The organism is Kitasatospora sp. NBC_01250 (assembly GCF_036226465.1).
Lineage (GTDB): Bacteria > Actinomycetota > Actinomycetes > Streptomycetales > Streptomycetaceae > Kitasatospora.
The window spans coordinates 1,851,898-1,869,522 of sequence record NZ_CP108476.1 but is presented as its reverse complement, the minus strand read 5'-3'; the positions used below and the strand labels follow the sequence as shown (position 1 = coordinate 1,869,522).

General features: G+C 75.6%; 4 protein-coding genes and 1 pseudogene. 4 read left to right on the top strand and 1 reads right to left on the bottom strand.

Annotated elements, in window-relative coordinates:
* Window positions 1–22 precede the first annotated feature (22 nt).
* The 4 genes and pseudogenes from OG500_RS38140 to OG500_RS07590 all read left to right on the top strand — a co-directional run.
* A pseudogene (locus tag OG500_RS38140) lies at window positions 23–97 on the top strand (polyketide synthase docking domain-containing protein); the annotation flags it as partial.
* Between the two features lie 93 nt (window positions 98–190).
* Window positions 191–11,854, top strand: coding sequence for an SDR family NAD(P)-dependent oxidoreductase (locus tag OG500_RS07600; RefSeq protein WP_442907131.1), 11,664 nt, complete (start codon window positions 191–193; stop codon window positions 11,852–11,854).
* A gap of 154 nt (window positions 11,855–12,008) precedes the next feature.
* Complete coding sequence (locus OG500_RS07595; RefSeq protein ID WP_329577996.1) at window positions 12,009–15,116, top strand: non-ribosomal peptide synthetase; 3,108 nt, start codon at window positions 12,009–12,011, stop codon at window positions 15,114–15,116.
* Window positions 15,117–15,343: 227 nt separating this feature from the next.
* Window positions 15,344–16,021, top strand: coding sequence for a response regulator transcription factor (locus OG500_RS07590; RefSeq protein WP_327065630.1), 678 nt, complete (start codon window positions 15,344–15,346; stop codon window positions 16,019–16,021).
* 13 nt (window positions 16,022–16,034) lie between these two features.
* On the opposite strand, the gene OG500_RS07585 is transcribed toward OG500_RS07590, so the two are convergent.
* Window positions 16,035–17,621, bottom strand: coding sequence for a long-chain-fatty-acid--CoA ligase (locus OG500_RS07585; RefSeq protein ID WP_329577993.1), 1,587 nt, complete (start codon window positions 17,619–17,621; stop codon window positions 16,035–16,037).
* Window positions 17,622–17,625: the final 4 nt, after the last annotated feature.

Here is a 17,625-nt window from a genome sequence, read left to right as displayed (position 1 = left end):
CGGCCCACAACTACCTGCAGCAGTGATCGAATTGGGTGAGGTTCCAGCAGTGGATCAGGAAAAGCTCCTCGACTATCTGAAGCGCGTGACGGCGGATCTGCACCAGACCCGCCAGCGGCTGCGCGACGCGGAGTCGGGCGACTCCGAGCCGATCGCCCTGGTCTCGATGAGCTGCCGGTTCGCGGGCGGGGTGAACTCGCCCGAGGATCTCTGGCAGTTGGTGGCCGAGGGCCGGGACGCGATCGGGGAGTTCCCCACCGACCGCGGCTGGGACGCGTCCGCGCTCTTCGACGAGGACCCCGACCAGCAGGGCACCAGCTACACACGGCACGGCGGATTCCTGTACGACGCACCGGAGTTCGACGCCGCGTTCTTCGGCATCAGCCCCCGCGAGACGCTCGGCATGGACCCGCAGCAGCGGCTGCTGCTGGAGTCGTCCTGGCAGCTGCTGGAGCGCGCGGGCATCGACCCGACCACCCTCAAGGGCAGCCGCACCGGCGTCTTCGCCGGCACCAACGGCCAGGACTACGGCGATCTGCTGTACCAGGTCCCCGAGGGCGTCGAGGGCTACACGCTCACCGGCAACGCGGCCAGCGTGCTGTCCGGCCGGATCTCCTACACCTTCGGCCTGGAGGGCCCGGCGGTCACCGTCGACACCGCCTGCTCCTCCTCGCTGGTCGCCCTGCACCTCGCGGTGCAGGCGCTGCGCCAGAAGGAGTGCTCGCTGGCGCTGGCCGGCGGCGTCACGGTGATGTCCAGCCCCCGGGCCTTCGTCCAGTTCAGCCGGCAGCGGGGTCTGGCGGCCGACGGGCGCTGCAAGTCGTTCGCGGCGGCGGCCGACGGCACCGGCTGGGGCGAGGGCGTCGGCATGCTGCTGCTGGAGCGGCTCTCCGACGCGCGGCGCAACGGCCACCCGGTGCTCGCGGTGATCCGCGGCTCGGCCGTCAACCAGGACGGCGCGTCGAACGGCCTGACGGCGCCGAACGGCCCCTCGCAGCAGCGGGTGATCCGCCAGGCGCTGGCCGGGGCCGGGCTGACGCCCGCCCAGGTGGACGCGGTGGAGGCGCACGGCACCGGCACCGTGCTGGGCGACCCGATCGAGGCGCAGGCGCTGCTGGCCACCTACGGTCTGGAGCGCCCGGCGGACCGGCCGCTCTGGCTGGGGTCGGTCAAGTCGAACCTCGGGCACACCCAGGCCGCCGCCGGTGTCGCGGGCGTCATCAAGATGGTGCTCGCGATGCAGCACGGCGTGCTGCCCAGGACCCTGCACGTGGACGAGCCCTCACCGCACGTCGACTGGTCCTCGGGCGGCGTCGCGCTGCTCCAGGAGGCCCGGCCGTGGCCGCCGACCGGCGAGCCGCGCCGTGCGGGCGTCTCCTCGTTCGGCGTCAGCGGCACCAACGCCCACGCCATCATCGAGCAGGCGCCCGAGCCGGAGCAGCCCGAGCCCGAGCAGCCCGAGTCCGGGCCCCCGTCCGCGCGGCCCGCCGACGAGGCCCCGGGGGCGGCGGCTCCCGCGCTGCTGCCCTACCTGGTCTCGGCCCGCAGCGCCGAGGCGCTGCGGGCCCAGGCCGCCGGGCTGCGGGCCCACCTGGACGCCGTCCCCGACCTGGCCCCGGCCGACCTCGCCCACTCACTGGCCACCACCCGCGCCGCCCTGGAGCACCGTGCGGCCGTGCTGGCCGGCGACCGCGCCGAGTTGCTGGCCGGCCTGGAGGCCCTCGCCGCCGGCGGGAGCGCGCCGCACCTGCTGCAGGGTGTGGCCGCCGAGGGCCGCACGGCGTTCCTCTTCACCGGGCAGGGCAGTCAGCGTGCCGGGATGGGGGCCGAACTGTACGAGGCGTTCCCGGTGTTCGCCGAGGCGTACGACGCGGTCCGTGCGGAGCTGGACCGGCACTTGGCGACGCCGCTGGCCGAGGCGGATGCGCTGCTGGACGAGACGGCGTACACGCAGCCGGCGCTTTTCGCGCTGGAGGTGGCGCTGTTCCGGTTGGTCGAATCGTGGGGTGTGCGGCCGGACTTTCTGGCGGGGCATTCGATCGGTGAGCTGGCGGCGGCGCATGTGGCGGGGGTGCTGTCGCTGGGGGATGCGGCGGAACTGGTGGCCGCGCGTGGTCGGTTGATGCAGGCGTTGCCCGCGGGTGGGGCGATGGTGGCGGTGCGGGCGGGTGAGGCGGAGGTGCTGGCGCTGCTGGCCGGGCGCTCGGAGGTGGGTGTCGCGGCGGTCAACGGGCCTGCCTCGGTGGTGCTTTCGGGTGCCGAGGACGCGGTGTTGGAGGTGGTGGCTCACCTGGGTGGCAAGTCGAAGCGGTTGGCTGTCAGCCATGCGTTCCACTCGCCGTTGATGGAGCCGGTGCTGGCGGAGTTCCGTGCGGTGGCGGAGCGGTTGACCTTCCGTGAGCCGCGGATCCCGTTCGTCTCCACGCTCGACCAGGACGCCGACCCGTCCACGGTCGAGTACTGGGTGCGGCATGTGCGCGAGGCCGTCCGGTTCGCCGACGCGATCGGGACGCTGGCGGCGCGCGGCGTCACCCGCTACCTGGAACTCGGGCCCGACGGCGTGCTCACCGCGATGGCCCAGCACTGCCTGGGCGAGGAGAGCACGGCCGCCCTGATCCCCACGCTGCGTGCGGGCCGCCCCGAGGCGCGGGCACTGCTGACCGCGCTGGCCCGGGCCCACGTGCACGGCGCCACACCCGACTGGCGGGCCGTCGGCGCGGCCTGGGGCGGTGCCCGGGTCGACCTGCCCACCTACGCCTTCCAGCGCCGCCGCCACTGGCCCGAGCCCCCGGCCGGCTGGGTCGGCGACGTCGCCTCGGCCGGCCTGGGCGCGGCCGACCACCCGCTGCTCGGCGCCGCCGTCGCACTCGCCGACGCCGACGGGGTGCTCTTCACCGGGCTGCTCTCGCTGCGGACCCACCCCTGGCTGGCCGATCACGCGGTGCTGGGCACCGTGCTGCTGCCCGGCACCGCCTTCGTCGAACTGGCGATCCGCGCCGGGGACCAGGTGGGCTGCCACCGGCTCGCCGAACTCACCCTGCAGGCCCCGCTCGTGCTGCCCGAGCACGGCGCCGTCCAGCTCCAGCTCGCGGTGGGGGAGGCGGACGCCTCCGGCGCCCGCGGCTTCACCCTGCACTCGCGCCCCGAGCCGCAGGAGGCCGCCGGCGGCGCGGCGCCGACCGCCGAGCACACCTGGACCCGGCACGCCACCGGCACCCTCGCGCCGGCCGGCACCGACCAGCAGGGCGAGCCGCTCGGCCGGGGCAGCTGGCCGCCGGCCGGTGCCGTCCCGGTCGAGACCGGGGGACTCTACGACTACCTGGCCGAGGCCGGCTTCGCCTACGGCCCGGTCTTCCAGGGCCTGCGCGCCGCCTGGCAGGTGGGCGAGGAGATCTACGCCGAGGTGCGGCTGCCCGAGCAGGCCAGGGTCGAGGCCCACCGCTTCGGCCTGCACCCCGCGCTGCTCGACGCCGCCCTGCACGGCGTCGGCATGGGCACCCTGCTGAGCCCCAGCGAGTCCGGGCGGCTGCCGTTCGCCTGGAGCGGGGTCACCCTGCACGCCTCGGGCGCCGACACGCTGCGGGTGCGGCTCGCCCCGGCCGGTACGGACAGCGTCGCGGTCACCGTCGCCGACGGCACCGGCGCCCCGGTGGCCCGGATCGAGTCGCTGCTGCTGCGCCCGGTCTCCGCGGCCCAGGTGCAGGCCGCCCGCCGGGTCCACCACGAGTCGCTGTTCACCGTGGAGTGGCAGGACGCCGCCCCCGGCACCGCCGACACCACCGGGTGGGCGCTGCTCGGCGCCGAGGCGCTGGACCCGGACCTCGACCTGCCCCGGTACACCGACCCGGCCGCGCTGGCCGAAGCCCTCGACGCGGGGGCGGCCCTGCCCGCCCTCGTCCTCGCGGCCGTGCGGGGCGAGTCCGGTGAGCCACCGGCCGCGGCGCACGCCACCGCCTCCCGGGTGCTCGCGCTGGTCCAGCAGTGGCTGGCCGAGGACCGGTTCGCCGATGCCCGCCTGGTGCTGGTCACCCGTGGCGCGCAGCGCGTCGTCCCCGGCGAGCCGGTCGCCGACCTGGCCGCCGCCACCGTCTGGGGCCTGGTCCGCTCGGCCCAGTCCGAGCACCCGCACCGCCTGGTGCTGCTGGACCTCGACGCCGACGCGGACTCGCTGCGGGCGCTGCCCGCCGCGCTGGCCGCCGCCCTGGTCGCCGACGAGCCGCAGCTCGCGCTGCGCGCCGGCACTCTCAAGCTGCCCCGGCTGGCCCGGGTGACCGCGGTCGCCGCGGCCGAGCCTGCCCTGGAGCCGGACCTGGCGTCGGACCTGGCGTCGGGTGGGACGGTGCTGGTCACGGGTGCGACGGGGACGCTGGGTGCGCTGGTGGCGCGGCATCTGGTGGCGGTGCGAGGTGTGCGGCGGCTGTTGCTGGTCTCGCGTCGTGGTGCGCGGGCCGCTGGTGCGGTCGAACTGGCGGCCGAGTTGCGGGAGTCGGGCGCGGAGGTGTCGCTGGCGGCCTGTGACGTGGCGGACCGGGCGGCGCTGGCGGCGCTGCTCGCCTCGCTGGAGCGCCCGTTGACCGCCGTGGTGCACACCGCCGGTGTGCTCGACGACGGTGTGATCTCCTCGCTCACCCCCGAGCGGCTGGCCACCGTGCTGCGGCCCAAGGTCGACGCGGCCTGGCACCTGCACGAACTGACGAAGGATCAGAAGCTCACCTCCTTCGTGCTCTTCTCGGCCGCCGCCGCCACCCTCGGCGGTCCCGGCCAGGCCAACTACGCCGCCGCGAACGCCTTCCTGGACGCCCTCGCGCACCACCGGCAGGCCGCCGGCCTGCCCGCCACCGCGCTGGCCTGGGGACTGTGGGCCGAACGCAGTGGCATGACCGGCACCCTGGAGGAGGCCGACCTCCAGCGCATCAACCGGGCCGGGGTCGCCGCGCTCTCCTCCGCGGAGGGCCTGGCGCTGCTCGACACCGCCACCGCACTGGGCGGCGCGAGCTACGTCCCGATCCGGCTGGACCTGGCCGGGATGCGCGCGCACGGCGCCTCCGCGGCCCTGCCCGCCCTGCTGCGCGGCCTGGTCCGGACGCCGGCCCGGCGCGCGGCGCAGGCCGCGCAGTCCGGCGACCCGCTGCGCGAGCAGCTGGCCGCGCTGCCGGCCGCCGAGCGGGCCACGGCGCTGCTCACCCTGGTCACCGGCCAGGTGGCCGCCGTCCTCGGGCACACCGGCGCCGAGGCCGTCGAGCCGCACCTCGCTTTCAAGGAGCTGGGCTTCGACTCGCTGACCGCCGTCGAGCTGCGCAACCGGCTGAACACGGCCACCGGCCTGCGGCTGCCCGCGACCCTGGTCTTCGACTACCCGAACCCGGCCGCCCTCGCCGAGCTGCTCGGCGCCGAACTGCTGGGCACCCTGCCGACGGAGACCGCCGCCGCGGCGGTCGCACCGCTGGACGACCCGATCGCGATCATCGGCATGGCCTGCCGCTACCCGGGCGAGGTGACCACGCCCGAGGAGCTGTGGCAGCTGGTCACCAGCGGCCGGGACGGCATCTCCGGCTTCCCCGCCGACCGCGGCTGGGTGGTGGATGCGCTGCGCAGCGCCGACACCGAGCAGGCGGACGCCGCGCTGGCGGGCGGCTTCCTGCACGACGCGAGCGCCTTCGACCCCGGCTTCTTCGGCATCAACCCGCGCGAGGCGCTGGCCATGGACCCGCAGCAGCGGCTGCTGCTCGAAGCGTCCTGGGAGGCGTTCGAGCGGGCGGGCATCGACCCGGCCTCGGTCAAGGGCAGCCGCACCGGCGTCTTCGCGGGCGTCATGTACCACGACTACGTCTCCCGGCTGCCCGCCGTCCCCGAGGAGGTGGCGGGCTACCTGGGCACCGGCGGCTCCGGCAGCGTCGCCTCGGGCCGGATCTCCTACACCTTCGGCCTGGAGGGTCCGGCGGTCACCGTCGACACCGCCTGCTCCTCCTCGCTGGTGGCCCTGCATCTGGCGAGCCAGGCGCTGCGCAGCGGCGAGTGCACGCTGGCGCTGGCCGGCGGCGTCACCGTGATGGCCACCCCCGACACCTTCGTCGACTTCGCCCGGCAGGGCGGTCTGGCCGCCAACGGGCGCTGCAAGTCGTTCTCGGCCGACGCGGACGGCACCAGCTGGGCCGAGGGCGTGGGCATGCTGCTGGTTGAGTGCCTGTCGGACGCGCGGCGCAACGGGCACCCGGTGCTGGCGATCGTGCGCGGCACCGCCGTCAACCAGGACGGCGCCAGCAACGGTCTGACGGCGCCGAACGGCCCCTCGCAGCAGCGGGTGATCCGCGCGGCGCTGGCGAGCGCCGGCCTGACGGCGGACCAGGTGGACGCGGTGGAGGCGCACGGGACCGGCACCACCCTCGGCGACCCGATCGAGGCCCAGGCGCTGTTGGCCACCTACGGCCGCGAGCACACCGCGGAGCGGCCGCTCTGGCTCGGCTCGGTCAAGTCCAACCTCGGGCACACCCAGGCCGCGGCGGGCGCCGCCGGGATCATCAAGATGGTGCAGGCGATGCAGCACGGCGTGCTGCCGCGCACCCTGCACGTCAGCGAGCCGACCCCGCACGTGGACTGGACGGCCGGCGCGGTCGAGCTGCTCACCGAGACCCGGCCCTGGCCGGAGACCGGCGAGCCGCGCCGCGCGGGTGTCTCGTCCTTCGGGGTCAGCGGCACCAACGCGCACGTGATCCTCGAACAGGCGCCCGCTCCCGAGGCCGTGACCGCGCTCGGGCCGGTCGCTCCGGCCATGCTGCCCTGGGTGCTCTCGGCGAAGAGCGGCGAGGCGCTGCGGGCCCAGGCCGGCCGGCTGCACGCCCGGCTGGCCGAGGACGAGTCGGTGCACCCGGTCGACGTCGCCTTCTCGCTGGCCACCACCCGCGGCAGCCTGGAGCAGCGCGCCGTGGTGGTCGGCGCCGACCGCGCCGAGCTGCTGCGCGGCCTGGCCGCGCTGGCCGCCGGTGAGCCGGTGGGCCACCTCGTGGAGGGCACCGCCACCGGCGCTCTGCGCACGGCGTTCCTCTTCGCGGGGCAGGGCAGCCAGCGCGCCGGAATGGGCGCTGAACTGTACGACGCGTTCCCGGCGTTCGCCGAGGCGTACGACGCGGTCCGCGCGGAGCTGGACCGGCATCTGGAGACGCCGCTCGGCGAGGCCGATGCGCTGCTCGACCAGACCGCCTACACCCAGCCGGCGCTCTTCGCGCTCGAAGTGGCGCTCTTCCGGTTGGTCGAATCGTGGGGTGTGCGGCCGGACTTCCTGGCGGGGCACTCGATCGGTGAGCTGGCCGCCGCGCACGTCGCGGGTGTCCTCTCGCTGGCCGATGCCGCGCGGCTGGTGGCGGCGCGTGGCCGGCTGATGCAGGCGCTGCCCGCGGGTGGTGCGATGGTGGCGGTGCAGGCGAGCGAGGAGGAGCTGCTGCCGCTGCTGGCCGACCGCTCCGACGTCGGGGTCGCCGCCGTCAACGGGCCTGCGGCCGTGGTGCTTTCGGGCGCCGAGCAGGCGGTGCTGGAGCTGGCCGAGAAGCTGGACCGCAGGACGAAGCGGCTCACCGTCAGCCACGCGTTCCACTCGCCGCTGATGGAGCCGATGCTGGCGGAGTTCCGCGCGATCGCCGCCGAACTGACCTTCCACGAGCCGAAGATCCCGATCGTCTCCACGCTCGACCGGTCCGCCGACCTGACCGACCCCGAGTACTGGGTGCGCCACGTGCGCGAGGCCGTCCGTTTCGCCGACGCGATCACGGCGCTGGCGAGCCACGGCGTCCGCGCCTTTCTGGAGCTGGGCCCGGACGGCACCCTCAGCGCGCTGGCGCAGGCCTGTGTGAGCGCCGAGGAGGAGGCGGTCCTCGCCCCCGTGCTGCGCCGCGACCGCGCCGAGGCGTCGGTCTTCGCCGCCGCCCTCGCCCGGCTGCACGTGCGCGGTGCCGCTCTCGACTGGGCCGCCGTCTTCGCGGGCACCGGCGCCCGGCGCGTCGACCTGCCCACCTACGCCTTCCAGCGCGAGCGCTACTGGCTGGAGCCGCCCGCGCTGTGGGCCGCCGACGTCGCCTCGGCCGGACTGGCGGCCCCCGCGCACCCGTTGCTCGGTGCCGCCGCCCCGCTCGCCGAGTCGGACGGCCACCTGTTCACCGGGCGCCTGGACCTGCGCACCCACCCCTGGCTGGCCGATCACGCGGTCTCCGGGACCGTGCTGCTGCCCGGCACCGCCTTCGTCGAGCTCGCGGTCCGCGCCGGTGACCAGGTGGGCTGCGACCGGGTGGTGGAGCTGACCCTCCAGGCCCCGCTCGTCCTGCCGCAGACGGGCGCCCGCCAGCTCCAGCTCTGGCTGGGCGCTGCCGACGAGACGGGCAACCGGGCGCTGTCCATCCACTCCCGGGCCGAGGACGCGGCGGCCGAGGAGCCGTGGACCAAGCACGCCGACGGCCTGCTCGGCACCGCTGCGGCGGAGCGGCCGGCCGGTGCCGGTGCGCTCGCCCCCTGGCCGCCGGCCGAGGCCGTGCCGCTGGAGACCACCGGCTTCTACGAGCGCCTGGCCGTGGGCGGGTTCGCCTACGGGCCCGCCTTCCAGGGGCTGACCGCCGCCTGGCAGCTGGGCGAGGAGATCTTCGTCGAGGTCGCGCTGCCCGCGGGCACCGAGCCGGAGGCGGGCCTGTTCGGCCTGCACCCGGCGCTGCTCGACGCCGCACTGCACGGCACCTTCCTGCAGGGCAGCGGTGCCGAGGGGGGCCGGCTGCCGTTCGCCTGGAGCGGCGTGACCCTGCACGCCGCCGGGGCCGGCGCCCTGCGGGTGCGGATCACCCCGCAGGGCACGGACACGATCGCCCTGGCCGTCGCCGACGCCACCGGGGAGCCGGTGGCCACCGTCGACTCGCTGGTGCTGCGCCCGGTCGGCGCCGAGCAACTGCGCGACGCGGCGCGCGCCGCCCACCACGACTCGCTCTTCGCGGTCGAGTGGACCGCGCTGCCGACCGCCGCCGAGGCGGCCCGCAGCGGCCGCTGGGCGGTGCTCGGCGACGGGCTGGAGCTGCCGGACGGCACCGCCGAGGCCTTCGCGGACCTGGCGGCGGTGGCGGCGGCCGAGGTGGTGCCGCAGGTGGTGCTGGTGCCCTGCCTGCCGCTGGTGCCGGCCGGCGGTCCTTCGGCCGCTGCGGTGCGGGAGGTGACGCACCGGGTGCTGGGCCTGCTGCAGGCCTGGCTGGCCGAGGCGAGGTTCGCGGACTCCCGGCTGGTGCTGGTGACCCGGGGCGCGGTGGCGCCGCTGGCGGGGGAGCGGCTGGTGGATCCGGCCGGGGCCGCGCTGTGGGGTCTGGTGCGCTCGGCGCAGGCGGAGAACCCCGAGCGGTTCGTGCTGCTCGACCTCGACGGCGCCGACTCCTCGGCCGCCACCCTGCCCGCCGCCCTGGCACTGCCGGAGGTCGAACTGGCGATCCGTCAGGGAGCCTGCCATGCACCGAGGCTGGCGCGCATCGCCACCGACGCGGCGCTGACCCCGCCCGAGGGCGCGGTCGCCTGGCGCCTGGGCATCCCGGTCAAGGGCGCCCTGGACAACCTGGCGCTCATCGAACACCCGGCGGCCGTCGCGCCGTTGGAGCCCGGCAGCGTGCGGATCGGGGTGCGGGCCACCGGCCTGAACTTCCGTGACGTGCTCAACGCGCTGGGCATGTACCCGGGCAACGCCGGGCTGCTGGGGCTGGAAGGCGCCGGTGTGGTGCTGGAGGTCGCCCCCGACGTCACCGATCTCGCCGTCGGCGACCGGGTGTTCGGCATGATGTCGGGCGGCTTCGCGCCCGTCGCGGTGGTCGATCGCCGGATGATCGCCCGGATGCCCGAGAGCTGGAGCTTCGCCGAGGCGGCGGCCGTCCCGGTGGTCCATCTCACCGCCTACTACGCGCTGGTGGACCTCGCGGACCTGCGGGCGGGCGAGTCGGTGCTGATCCACGCGGCGGCCGGTGGTGTGGGCATGGCGGCGGTGCAACTGGCCCGGCACCTGGGTGCGGAGGTCTACGGCACCGCGAGTGCGGGCAAGTGGGGCGCGCTGCGTGAGCTCGGTCTGGACGACGAGCACATCGCCTCCTCGCGTGACCTGGACTTCGAGGAGCGGTTCCGCGCGGCCACCGGTGGCCGGGGCGTGGACGTGGTGCTCGACTCGCTGGCGCGGGAGTTCGTGGACGCCTCGCTGCGGCTGCTGCCGCGCGGCGGGCGGTTCGTGGAGATGGGCAAGACGGACGTCCGCGATCCGGAGCAGGTGGCGGCCGAGCACCCGGGGGTGCGCTACCAGGGCTTCGACCTGATCGAGGCCGGACCCGAGCGCACCGGCGAGATGCTCGCCGCCGTCCTCGCGCTCTTCGAGCAGGGGGCGCTGGCGCACCTGCCGATCGCGACCTGGGACATCCACCGCGCGCCGGAGGCCTTCCGCTTCGTCTCGCAGGCCAAGCACATCGGCAAGGTCGTCCTCACCGTCCCGGCCCCGCTGGACCCGGACGGCACCGTGCTGATCACCGGTGCGACCGGCACCCTCGGGGCGCTGGCCGCCCGGCACCTGGTCACCGAGCACGGCGCTCGCCACCTGCTGCTCACCAGCCGGCGCGGCCTCCAGGCCCCGGGCGCGGCCGAACTCGTCGCCGAGCTGGAGCAGTCGGGTGCCACCGTGACGGTCGCGGCCGGTGACGCGGCCGACCGCGCCGCACTCGCCGCGCTGCTCGGCTCCCTGCAGCGCCCGCTCACCGCCGTCATCCACACCGCCGGCGTGCTCGACGACGGCGTGGTCGACGCGCTGACGCCCGAGCGGCTCGACGCGGTGCTGCGCCCCAAGGTGGACGCGGCGCTCAACCTGCACGAGCTGACCGCCGGGCTCGACCTGTCGGCCTTCGTGCTCTACTCCTCGGTCGCCGGCACGCTCGGCGGTGCGGGGCAGGGCAACTACGCGGCTGCCAACGCCTTCCTGGACGCGCTGGCCACCCACCGGGCGCAGCGCGGTCTGCCCGCCCTCTCCCTCGCCTGGGGCCTGTGGGCGCAGAGCAGCGGGATGACCGGCGAGCTCGGCGCGGCGGACCTGGAGCGGATGGCCCGCGGCGGCATCACCCCGCTCGCCTCCGGCCAGGGCTTGGCGCTGCTCGACACCGCGGCGGCCCTGGGCCGCAGCACCCTCGCCCCGATGGGCCTGGACGTCGCCGGGCTGCGCGCCCACGCCGACCCGGCCACCGTGCCGCCGCTGCTGCGCGGCCTGGTGCGCAACCCCGTGCGCCGGGCCGCGCGGATCGCGTCGAGCGCGGCTGCGGGGCCGACGCTGGCGCAGCGGCTGACCGGGCTGGGCGAGCCGGAGCGCCGCATGCTGCTGCTGGAGCTGGTCTGCACCCAGGTCGCCGCCGTGCTCGGGCATTCGGGGCCGGAGTCCGTCGAGGCCGAACGGGCCTTCAAGGAGCTCGGGTTCGACTCGCTGACCGGCATCGAGCTGCGCAACCGGCTGAACGCGGCCACCGGGCTGCGGTTCTCCGCGACGCTGGTCTTCGACCACCCGACGCCCGCCGCGCTCGCCGAGCTGCTGCTCGCCGAGGTCGCCCCCGCCCCGGCGGCCGGCGCGGAGCCGCTGCTGGCCGAACTCGACCGGCTGGAGGCGGTGTTCGCCCAGGCTCCGGTGGCCGACGGCGAGCTGCGCGGCACCCTGGCGGCCCGGCTGGAGGCGCTGCTGGGCAGGATCGGCGGCCCCGCCGTCCCGGCCGGCACCGAGGGCCGACCCGGTGCGGTGGACACCGGGCAGCTCAGGGCGGCCTCCGACGACGAGCTCTTCGCCTTCATCAACGACCAGCTCGGCCGCTCCCAGGGCAGTGGCAACTGATGACCTGACACGAGGAGTTCACGCGGCCCCGGGCCGGCACCGAGCGTGCTGGGGCCTGCCCGGGGCCGGGCAGGTGCTCAGGGCCTGGCCCCGATGACCTCGCGCCCGACGACCGTGCCGGGCGCTCGTTCGCCGAACGGCACAAGAGATTGTGATGACGTTGAGAACGCAACAGGAGAACCAACGCGGCTCCGCCACCCCGGCGTTGACCGGATCCGCCGGCCCGCTGCCGTACCGCCGGGCCGTCACGCCGATGGAGTGGGCCTTCCTGGGCCTGCGTCCGGCCCTGAGCGTCGTCCAGTACGTGGTGGAGGGTGACGGGGAGCTGCCGGCCGAGGACCTCGCCGCCGCCATGGCGGCCGCGGCCGAGTCCTCCCCGGGGATGCGGCTGATCCGCGAGGGCCGCTCCTGGGTCGACAGCGGCGTCACCCCCGCGCTGCACGTCCTCGCCGACGGCGGCTTCGACAACGAGCGCCTCGACCACCCCGCGCTGCACCGCCCGCTGGACGGCAGCGGCCCGACCTGCGAGGTGCTGCTGTTCCCCGGCACCCCGAGCACCCCGAGCACCCCGAGCACCCTGGTCTTCCGCGCCTTCCACGGCGTCACCGACGCCCGCGGCCTGCACCTGTGGGCCGCCGAGGTCTTCCGCGCGCTGCGCGGGGAGCCCCTGGTGGGCCACCACGCCACCGTCGACCACGAGGAGCTGGCGCGCCGCGTCGCCGGTCACGAGCTCGGCACGGTGCCCGCGGCCAAGCAGGAGTGGCCCCCGCTGCTGGGCAGCCCGTCGCCCCTCCCGCCCCGCCTGCGCTGGCGCCGCCGCACGATCGACGGCCGCCACCCGGCGGCGGTGGCCAAGGCGGCCGCCGCGCTGGCCGCGAGTGCCGGGCCCGGCGGCGGGCGGTTCTTCGTCCCGGTCGACCTGCGCCGCCACGAGCCGGACCTGCGCTCGACCGGGATGCTGGCGCACACCCTCACCCTGGACGTCGCCGCGGGGGAGGACTGGCAGCAGGTGCAGCAGCGGCTGCTCGGCGCACTGTCCAGGCGCGAGGAGCTGACCCTGCCGATCGCCTCCTGGCTGCGGCGGGTGCCGGTGCCGGTGCTGCGGGTGCTCAACACCGGGATCGAGCGGGCCGCCGCGCGCAGCGGACGCCACTCGGGCACCGGTTACCTCTCCCACCTGGGCGGCATCGAGCTCGCCGAGCTGTCCACCGGCACCTTCCGGGCCGCCGCCTGCTACGCGCTGGGCGGCAACAGCCCGGGCGGCCCGCCCGAGATCGGCCTGGTGGAGCGGCCCGGCCGCACCGAGGTCACCGTCGCCTGGCACGACGAGCCCGGCACCGCCGACCGTGTCGACGCCCTGTTGGAGACCGTCGCCGACGCGCTCAGCCCGCCCGCGCTCCGGCAGTGGGCCGGCAACCGCACCGAGCGTGCGCTGCCCGGCGAACAGTCGGTGGTCGAGCTCTTCCGCGCCCAGGTCGAGCGCACGCCGGACCGGATCGCGCTGAGCGGCCCCGAGGGCAAGGTGACGTACGCGGAGCTGAGCCGCCGGGCGGACCGGGTCGCCGCCGACCTGCGCCGCGCGGGGGTGGGCCCCGGCAGCGTGGTCGGCCTGCTGGCGGACCGCACGGTGGCCGGGATCGCGGGCCTGTGGGGGGTGCTGCGGGCCGGGGCCTGCTACCTGCCCCTGGACAGCCGCCACCCGGACGCCCGGATCGCGGGCCTGCTGGCCGATGCCGGAAGCGGCCACTGCCTGCTGGAGCGGCCCTACGAGCAGCGCGACTGCCTTCCGCCCGGCTGCCGGGCGCTGCCGCTGGACGAGCTGGCGATGGACGGCGAGGTGCCCGCGGACTTCCGGGAGGCCGTCGTCGATCCCGCGGACCTGGTCTACGTCATCTACACCTCGGGCTCCACCGGCCGGCCCAAGGGCGTGCAGATCGAGCACCGCAGCCTGACCAACTACGTGCACTGGGCGACCCGCGCCTTCGGGGTGGACGCCGACACCCGGCTGCCGCTGATCACCTCGCCCTCCTTCGACGTCACGGGAACCTCGGTCTTCCTGCCGCTGCTGGCCGGCGGCGAGGTGATCCTGCTGCGCGAGGAGCCGACCCACCTCTCGCTGCGCCGCCTGCTGGAGCGCTCGGGCGCCAACATGCTCAACCTCACGCCCTCCCACCTGGACCTGATCGGCCGCCTCGACCTCGCGCCCGCCGGCTACCGCACGGTGCTGGTGATCGGCGAGCAGCTGCGGGTGGAGGTCGCCGCCCGGGCCCAGGAGATGTTCGGGCCCGCCTGCCGGATCGTCAACGAGTACGGCCCCACCGAGGCCACCATCGGCTGCACCGCGCACACCTACGACCCGCAGGGCGACGCCGGTCTCGCGGTGGTGCCGATCGGCCTGCCCGCCGACAACACCACCGCCCATCTGCTCGACGAGGAGCTGCGGTTCGTCGCCCCCGGCGAGATCGGCGAGCTGTACCTGGGCGGCGCGCAGCTCGCCCGCGGCTACCTCGGCCGGCCCGAACTCGACCGGGAGCGCTTCGTGCGGCTGGCCGACGGCACCCGGGTCTACCGCACCGGCGACCTGGTGCGTCTGCTGCCCTCGGGCGAGCTGGAGTGCGTCGGGCGGATCGACGACCAGGTGAAGGTGCGCGGGCACCGGGTCGAACCGGCGGAGGTGGCGCGGGCGCTGGAGGAGCACCCCGCTGTGCACCGCGCGGTGGTGATCGCCCGGGCCCGGCCCGGACAGCGGGCCAAGGCGCTGTACGGCTACGTGCTGGCCGACCCGGTGGTCGACGCTGCGGAGCTGACGGCACACCTGGCCGAGCGGCTGCCCGCCTACCTGGTGCCCGCGGCCGTCATGGTGCTGCCCGAACTGCCCTACACGGTGAGCGGCAAGGTCGACGCGCGCGCCCTGCCGGATCCGTTCGCCACCGACTCGCCCGCCACCGGCCCGGCCGCCGCCGCAGTGCCCGAGGCGGAACTGGCGCCGCCGGTGGACGCGGTGGAGGATGCGGTGGCCGGCATCTGGGCCGGCGCCCTCGGGGTGCCGCGCGAACGGCTCGACGGGGCAGCCGACTTCCACCGGCTGGGCGGGGACTCGGTGACGCTGCTCGCCATGCTGTCGGGCATCTGCCGGGACGTTCTGCTGAGTCCGGGGCAGGAGGAGGCTTTCATGGGACAGTTGGCGTGGATCCTGCGGGAACCCACCCTGACCCGGGTCGCCGACCTGGCCCGCCGGGCCCGGGCCGGCCAGCGGCTCTGAGCACCGGTGCGCCACCGCGCCACCCGGTGCGGTGGCGCGGCGGCGCCGCCCGCGACCCCTATTCGGCGGCCGTTGCCCACCGCCGCTGAACTGCACCGACGCCCTGGACGAGGGCGGTGCGCGGTCGGCTACGGGGTGGCTACGGGTGTCCCGGCCGAGGCCCCGTCGTTAGCCTGGCCCACCGGTGACTGACTGTCTTGATCCGGATCGGTCGAAGGAACGAAAGCGTGGGAACTCAGGTGGACCAGACCCAGCTCAGTATCGCCCTGGTGCTGGAGAACGCGCTGCAGCGGTTCGGGGTCGAGGGCATGATCCGCTTCCCCGACCGCCTCGGCGCGGTCCAGTCGTTCAACCCCGGTGGCGGACAAGCCTGTTCGGCGGCAGGGAAGCGCTTCGACCTGATCCTGACCGCCTCGGCCGAGCTGGCCACCGGCCGCACCCGGGAGACCGTCCGGGCGCTCTGCGCCCAGGGCGCCCGGCTGCTGCTGCTGGTCGACGGGCCCGACGGGATCGACGCGGCGGCGCTGGCGGAGTACGAGGCCCAGGGCGTCCTGGACTGGTCCGAGCTCGACCCGCAGACCCTGCGCGAGGCCGTCCTCGACGTGATGGCGGGCAAGTTCCACGTCTCCGGCACGCTGGCCCGCCAGCTGCTGGTGCGGGCCGGCCAGGCCTCGGTCCGCGGCGGCCAGGTGGGCGCGCCGGCGGGAGCCGCGCTGACCCCGCGCGAGCTGGAGGTGCTGCGGCTGGTGGCCGAGGGCCTGAGCAACAAGCAGGTCTCCCGCCAGCTGGAGATCTCCGAGCACGGGGTGAAGCGCCACGTCGGCAACGTGCTGACCAAGCTGAACTGCCCCAACCGCACCCTGGCCGTCGTCCGCGCGCTGGAGGACGGGCTGCTGGCGGTGTGAACTGCCACTTGCCTCAGCGAAGTTCAGGTCGGCGAACGTCGGGTCGGCGCGTTTCGGGGCCGCCGCCGCCGCCGAACCGGGCCGCCAGCTCGCGCTTGAGCACCTTGCCGCTGGGGCCGAGCGGGAACGCGTCGACGAACTCCACCAGCCGCGGGTACTTGTACGCGGCCAGCCGCTGCCTGCTCCAGGCGACGATCTCCGCACCCAGCTCCGCGCCGGGCTCGGCGCCGGGCCGGGCGCGCACCACCGCGCAGACCTCCTCGCCGTGCCGCGCGTGCGGCACCCCGACGACCGCGACCTCGGCGATCGCCGGGTGGTGCACCAGCACCTCCTCGACCTCGCGCGGGTAGACGTTGTAGCCGCCGCGCAGCACCAGGTCCTTCTTGCGGTCGACGACGGACAGATAGCCGTCCGCGTCCTTGACCCCGAGGTCGCCGGAGCGGAACCAGCCGTCCACCAGCACCTCGGCGGTGGCCTCGGGACGGCCCAGGTAGCCGGCCATCACACCGTGGCCGCGGATGACGATCTCGCCCACCTCGCCCACCGGCAGCAGCTCGATCCGGCCCTCCAGCTCGGCGCGGGCGATCTCCACCGTCACGCCCCACAGCGGCTTGCCGACCGTGCCGGGGCGGCACGGCCAGGCCCGCTGGTTGTAGCAGACCGACGGCGAGGTCTCGGTCAGGCCGTAGCCCTCGTAGATCTCGCAGCCGAAGGTCTCCCGGAACTCCTGGAGCACCGTGACCGGCAGCGCCGAGCCACCGGAGAAGGCACGGTCCAGCGGCGGCCGGCGCGGGTCGCGGGCCGCCGCGTCGAGCAGCGCCAGGTACATCGTCGGAACGCCCATGAACACCGTGCAGCCGTGGGCCGCCATCAGCTCCAGGGCGCCGGGGCCGTCGAAGCGCTCCATCAGCACCATGGCGGCGCCGGCGCGGAAGCAGGTGAGCATGCCGCAGATCTGGCCGAAGGTGTGGAACAGCGGCAGGCAGCCGAGCAGCACGTCCTCGGGCCGGAAGTCGAAGGGGGAGAGCATCCCGACGCCGACGTTCATCGTGATGTTGAGGTGGGTGAGCATCGCACCCTTGGGCCGGCCGGTGGTGCCGGAGGTGTAGAGCACCACCGCGAGGTCCCCTGGCTCGCACTGCGCGTACCCGGCGACCGGCTCGGCCCGTTCGGCCAGCAGATCCAGCCGCGGCGCCTCGCGCTCCTCGGGAGCGTCCACCGTGAGCAGCGGCACGCCGGCGACCTCCGCGCCCTTGCGGCCCTCGGCGAGCAGGGGCCCGGCACAGACGAGCACCCGGGCGGCGCTGTCGCGCAGCACGTACTCGATCTCCGGCGCCCTGAGCAGCGCGTGCACCGGCACGACGACCGCGCCGAGCGCGAGCACGGCGAAGTAGGCGGGCGGGAACGCCAGTCCGTTGGGCAGCAGCAGCGCGACCCGGTCGCCGGGGCGGATGCCCTGCGCCGCCAGCACGCTCGCGTACCGGCGGGCCCGCAGCCACAGGTCGCGGTAGGTCACCTGCTCCCGGCCGAGGGTGATCGCCGGGTGGTCCGGTCGCCGGGCCGCCGATTCGGCGAGCACGGCCGCTACCGAGAGAGTCACCACA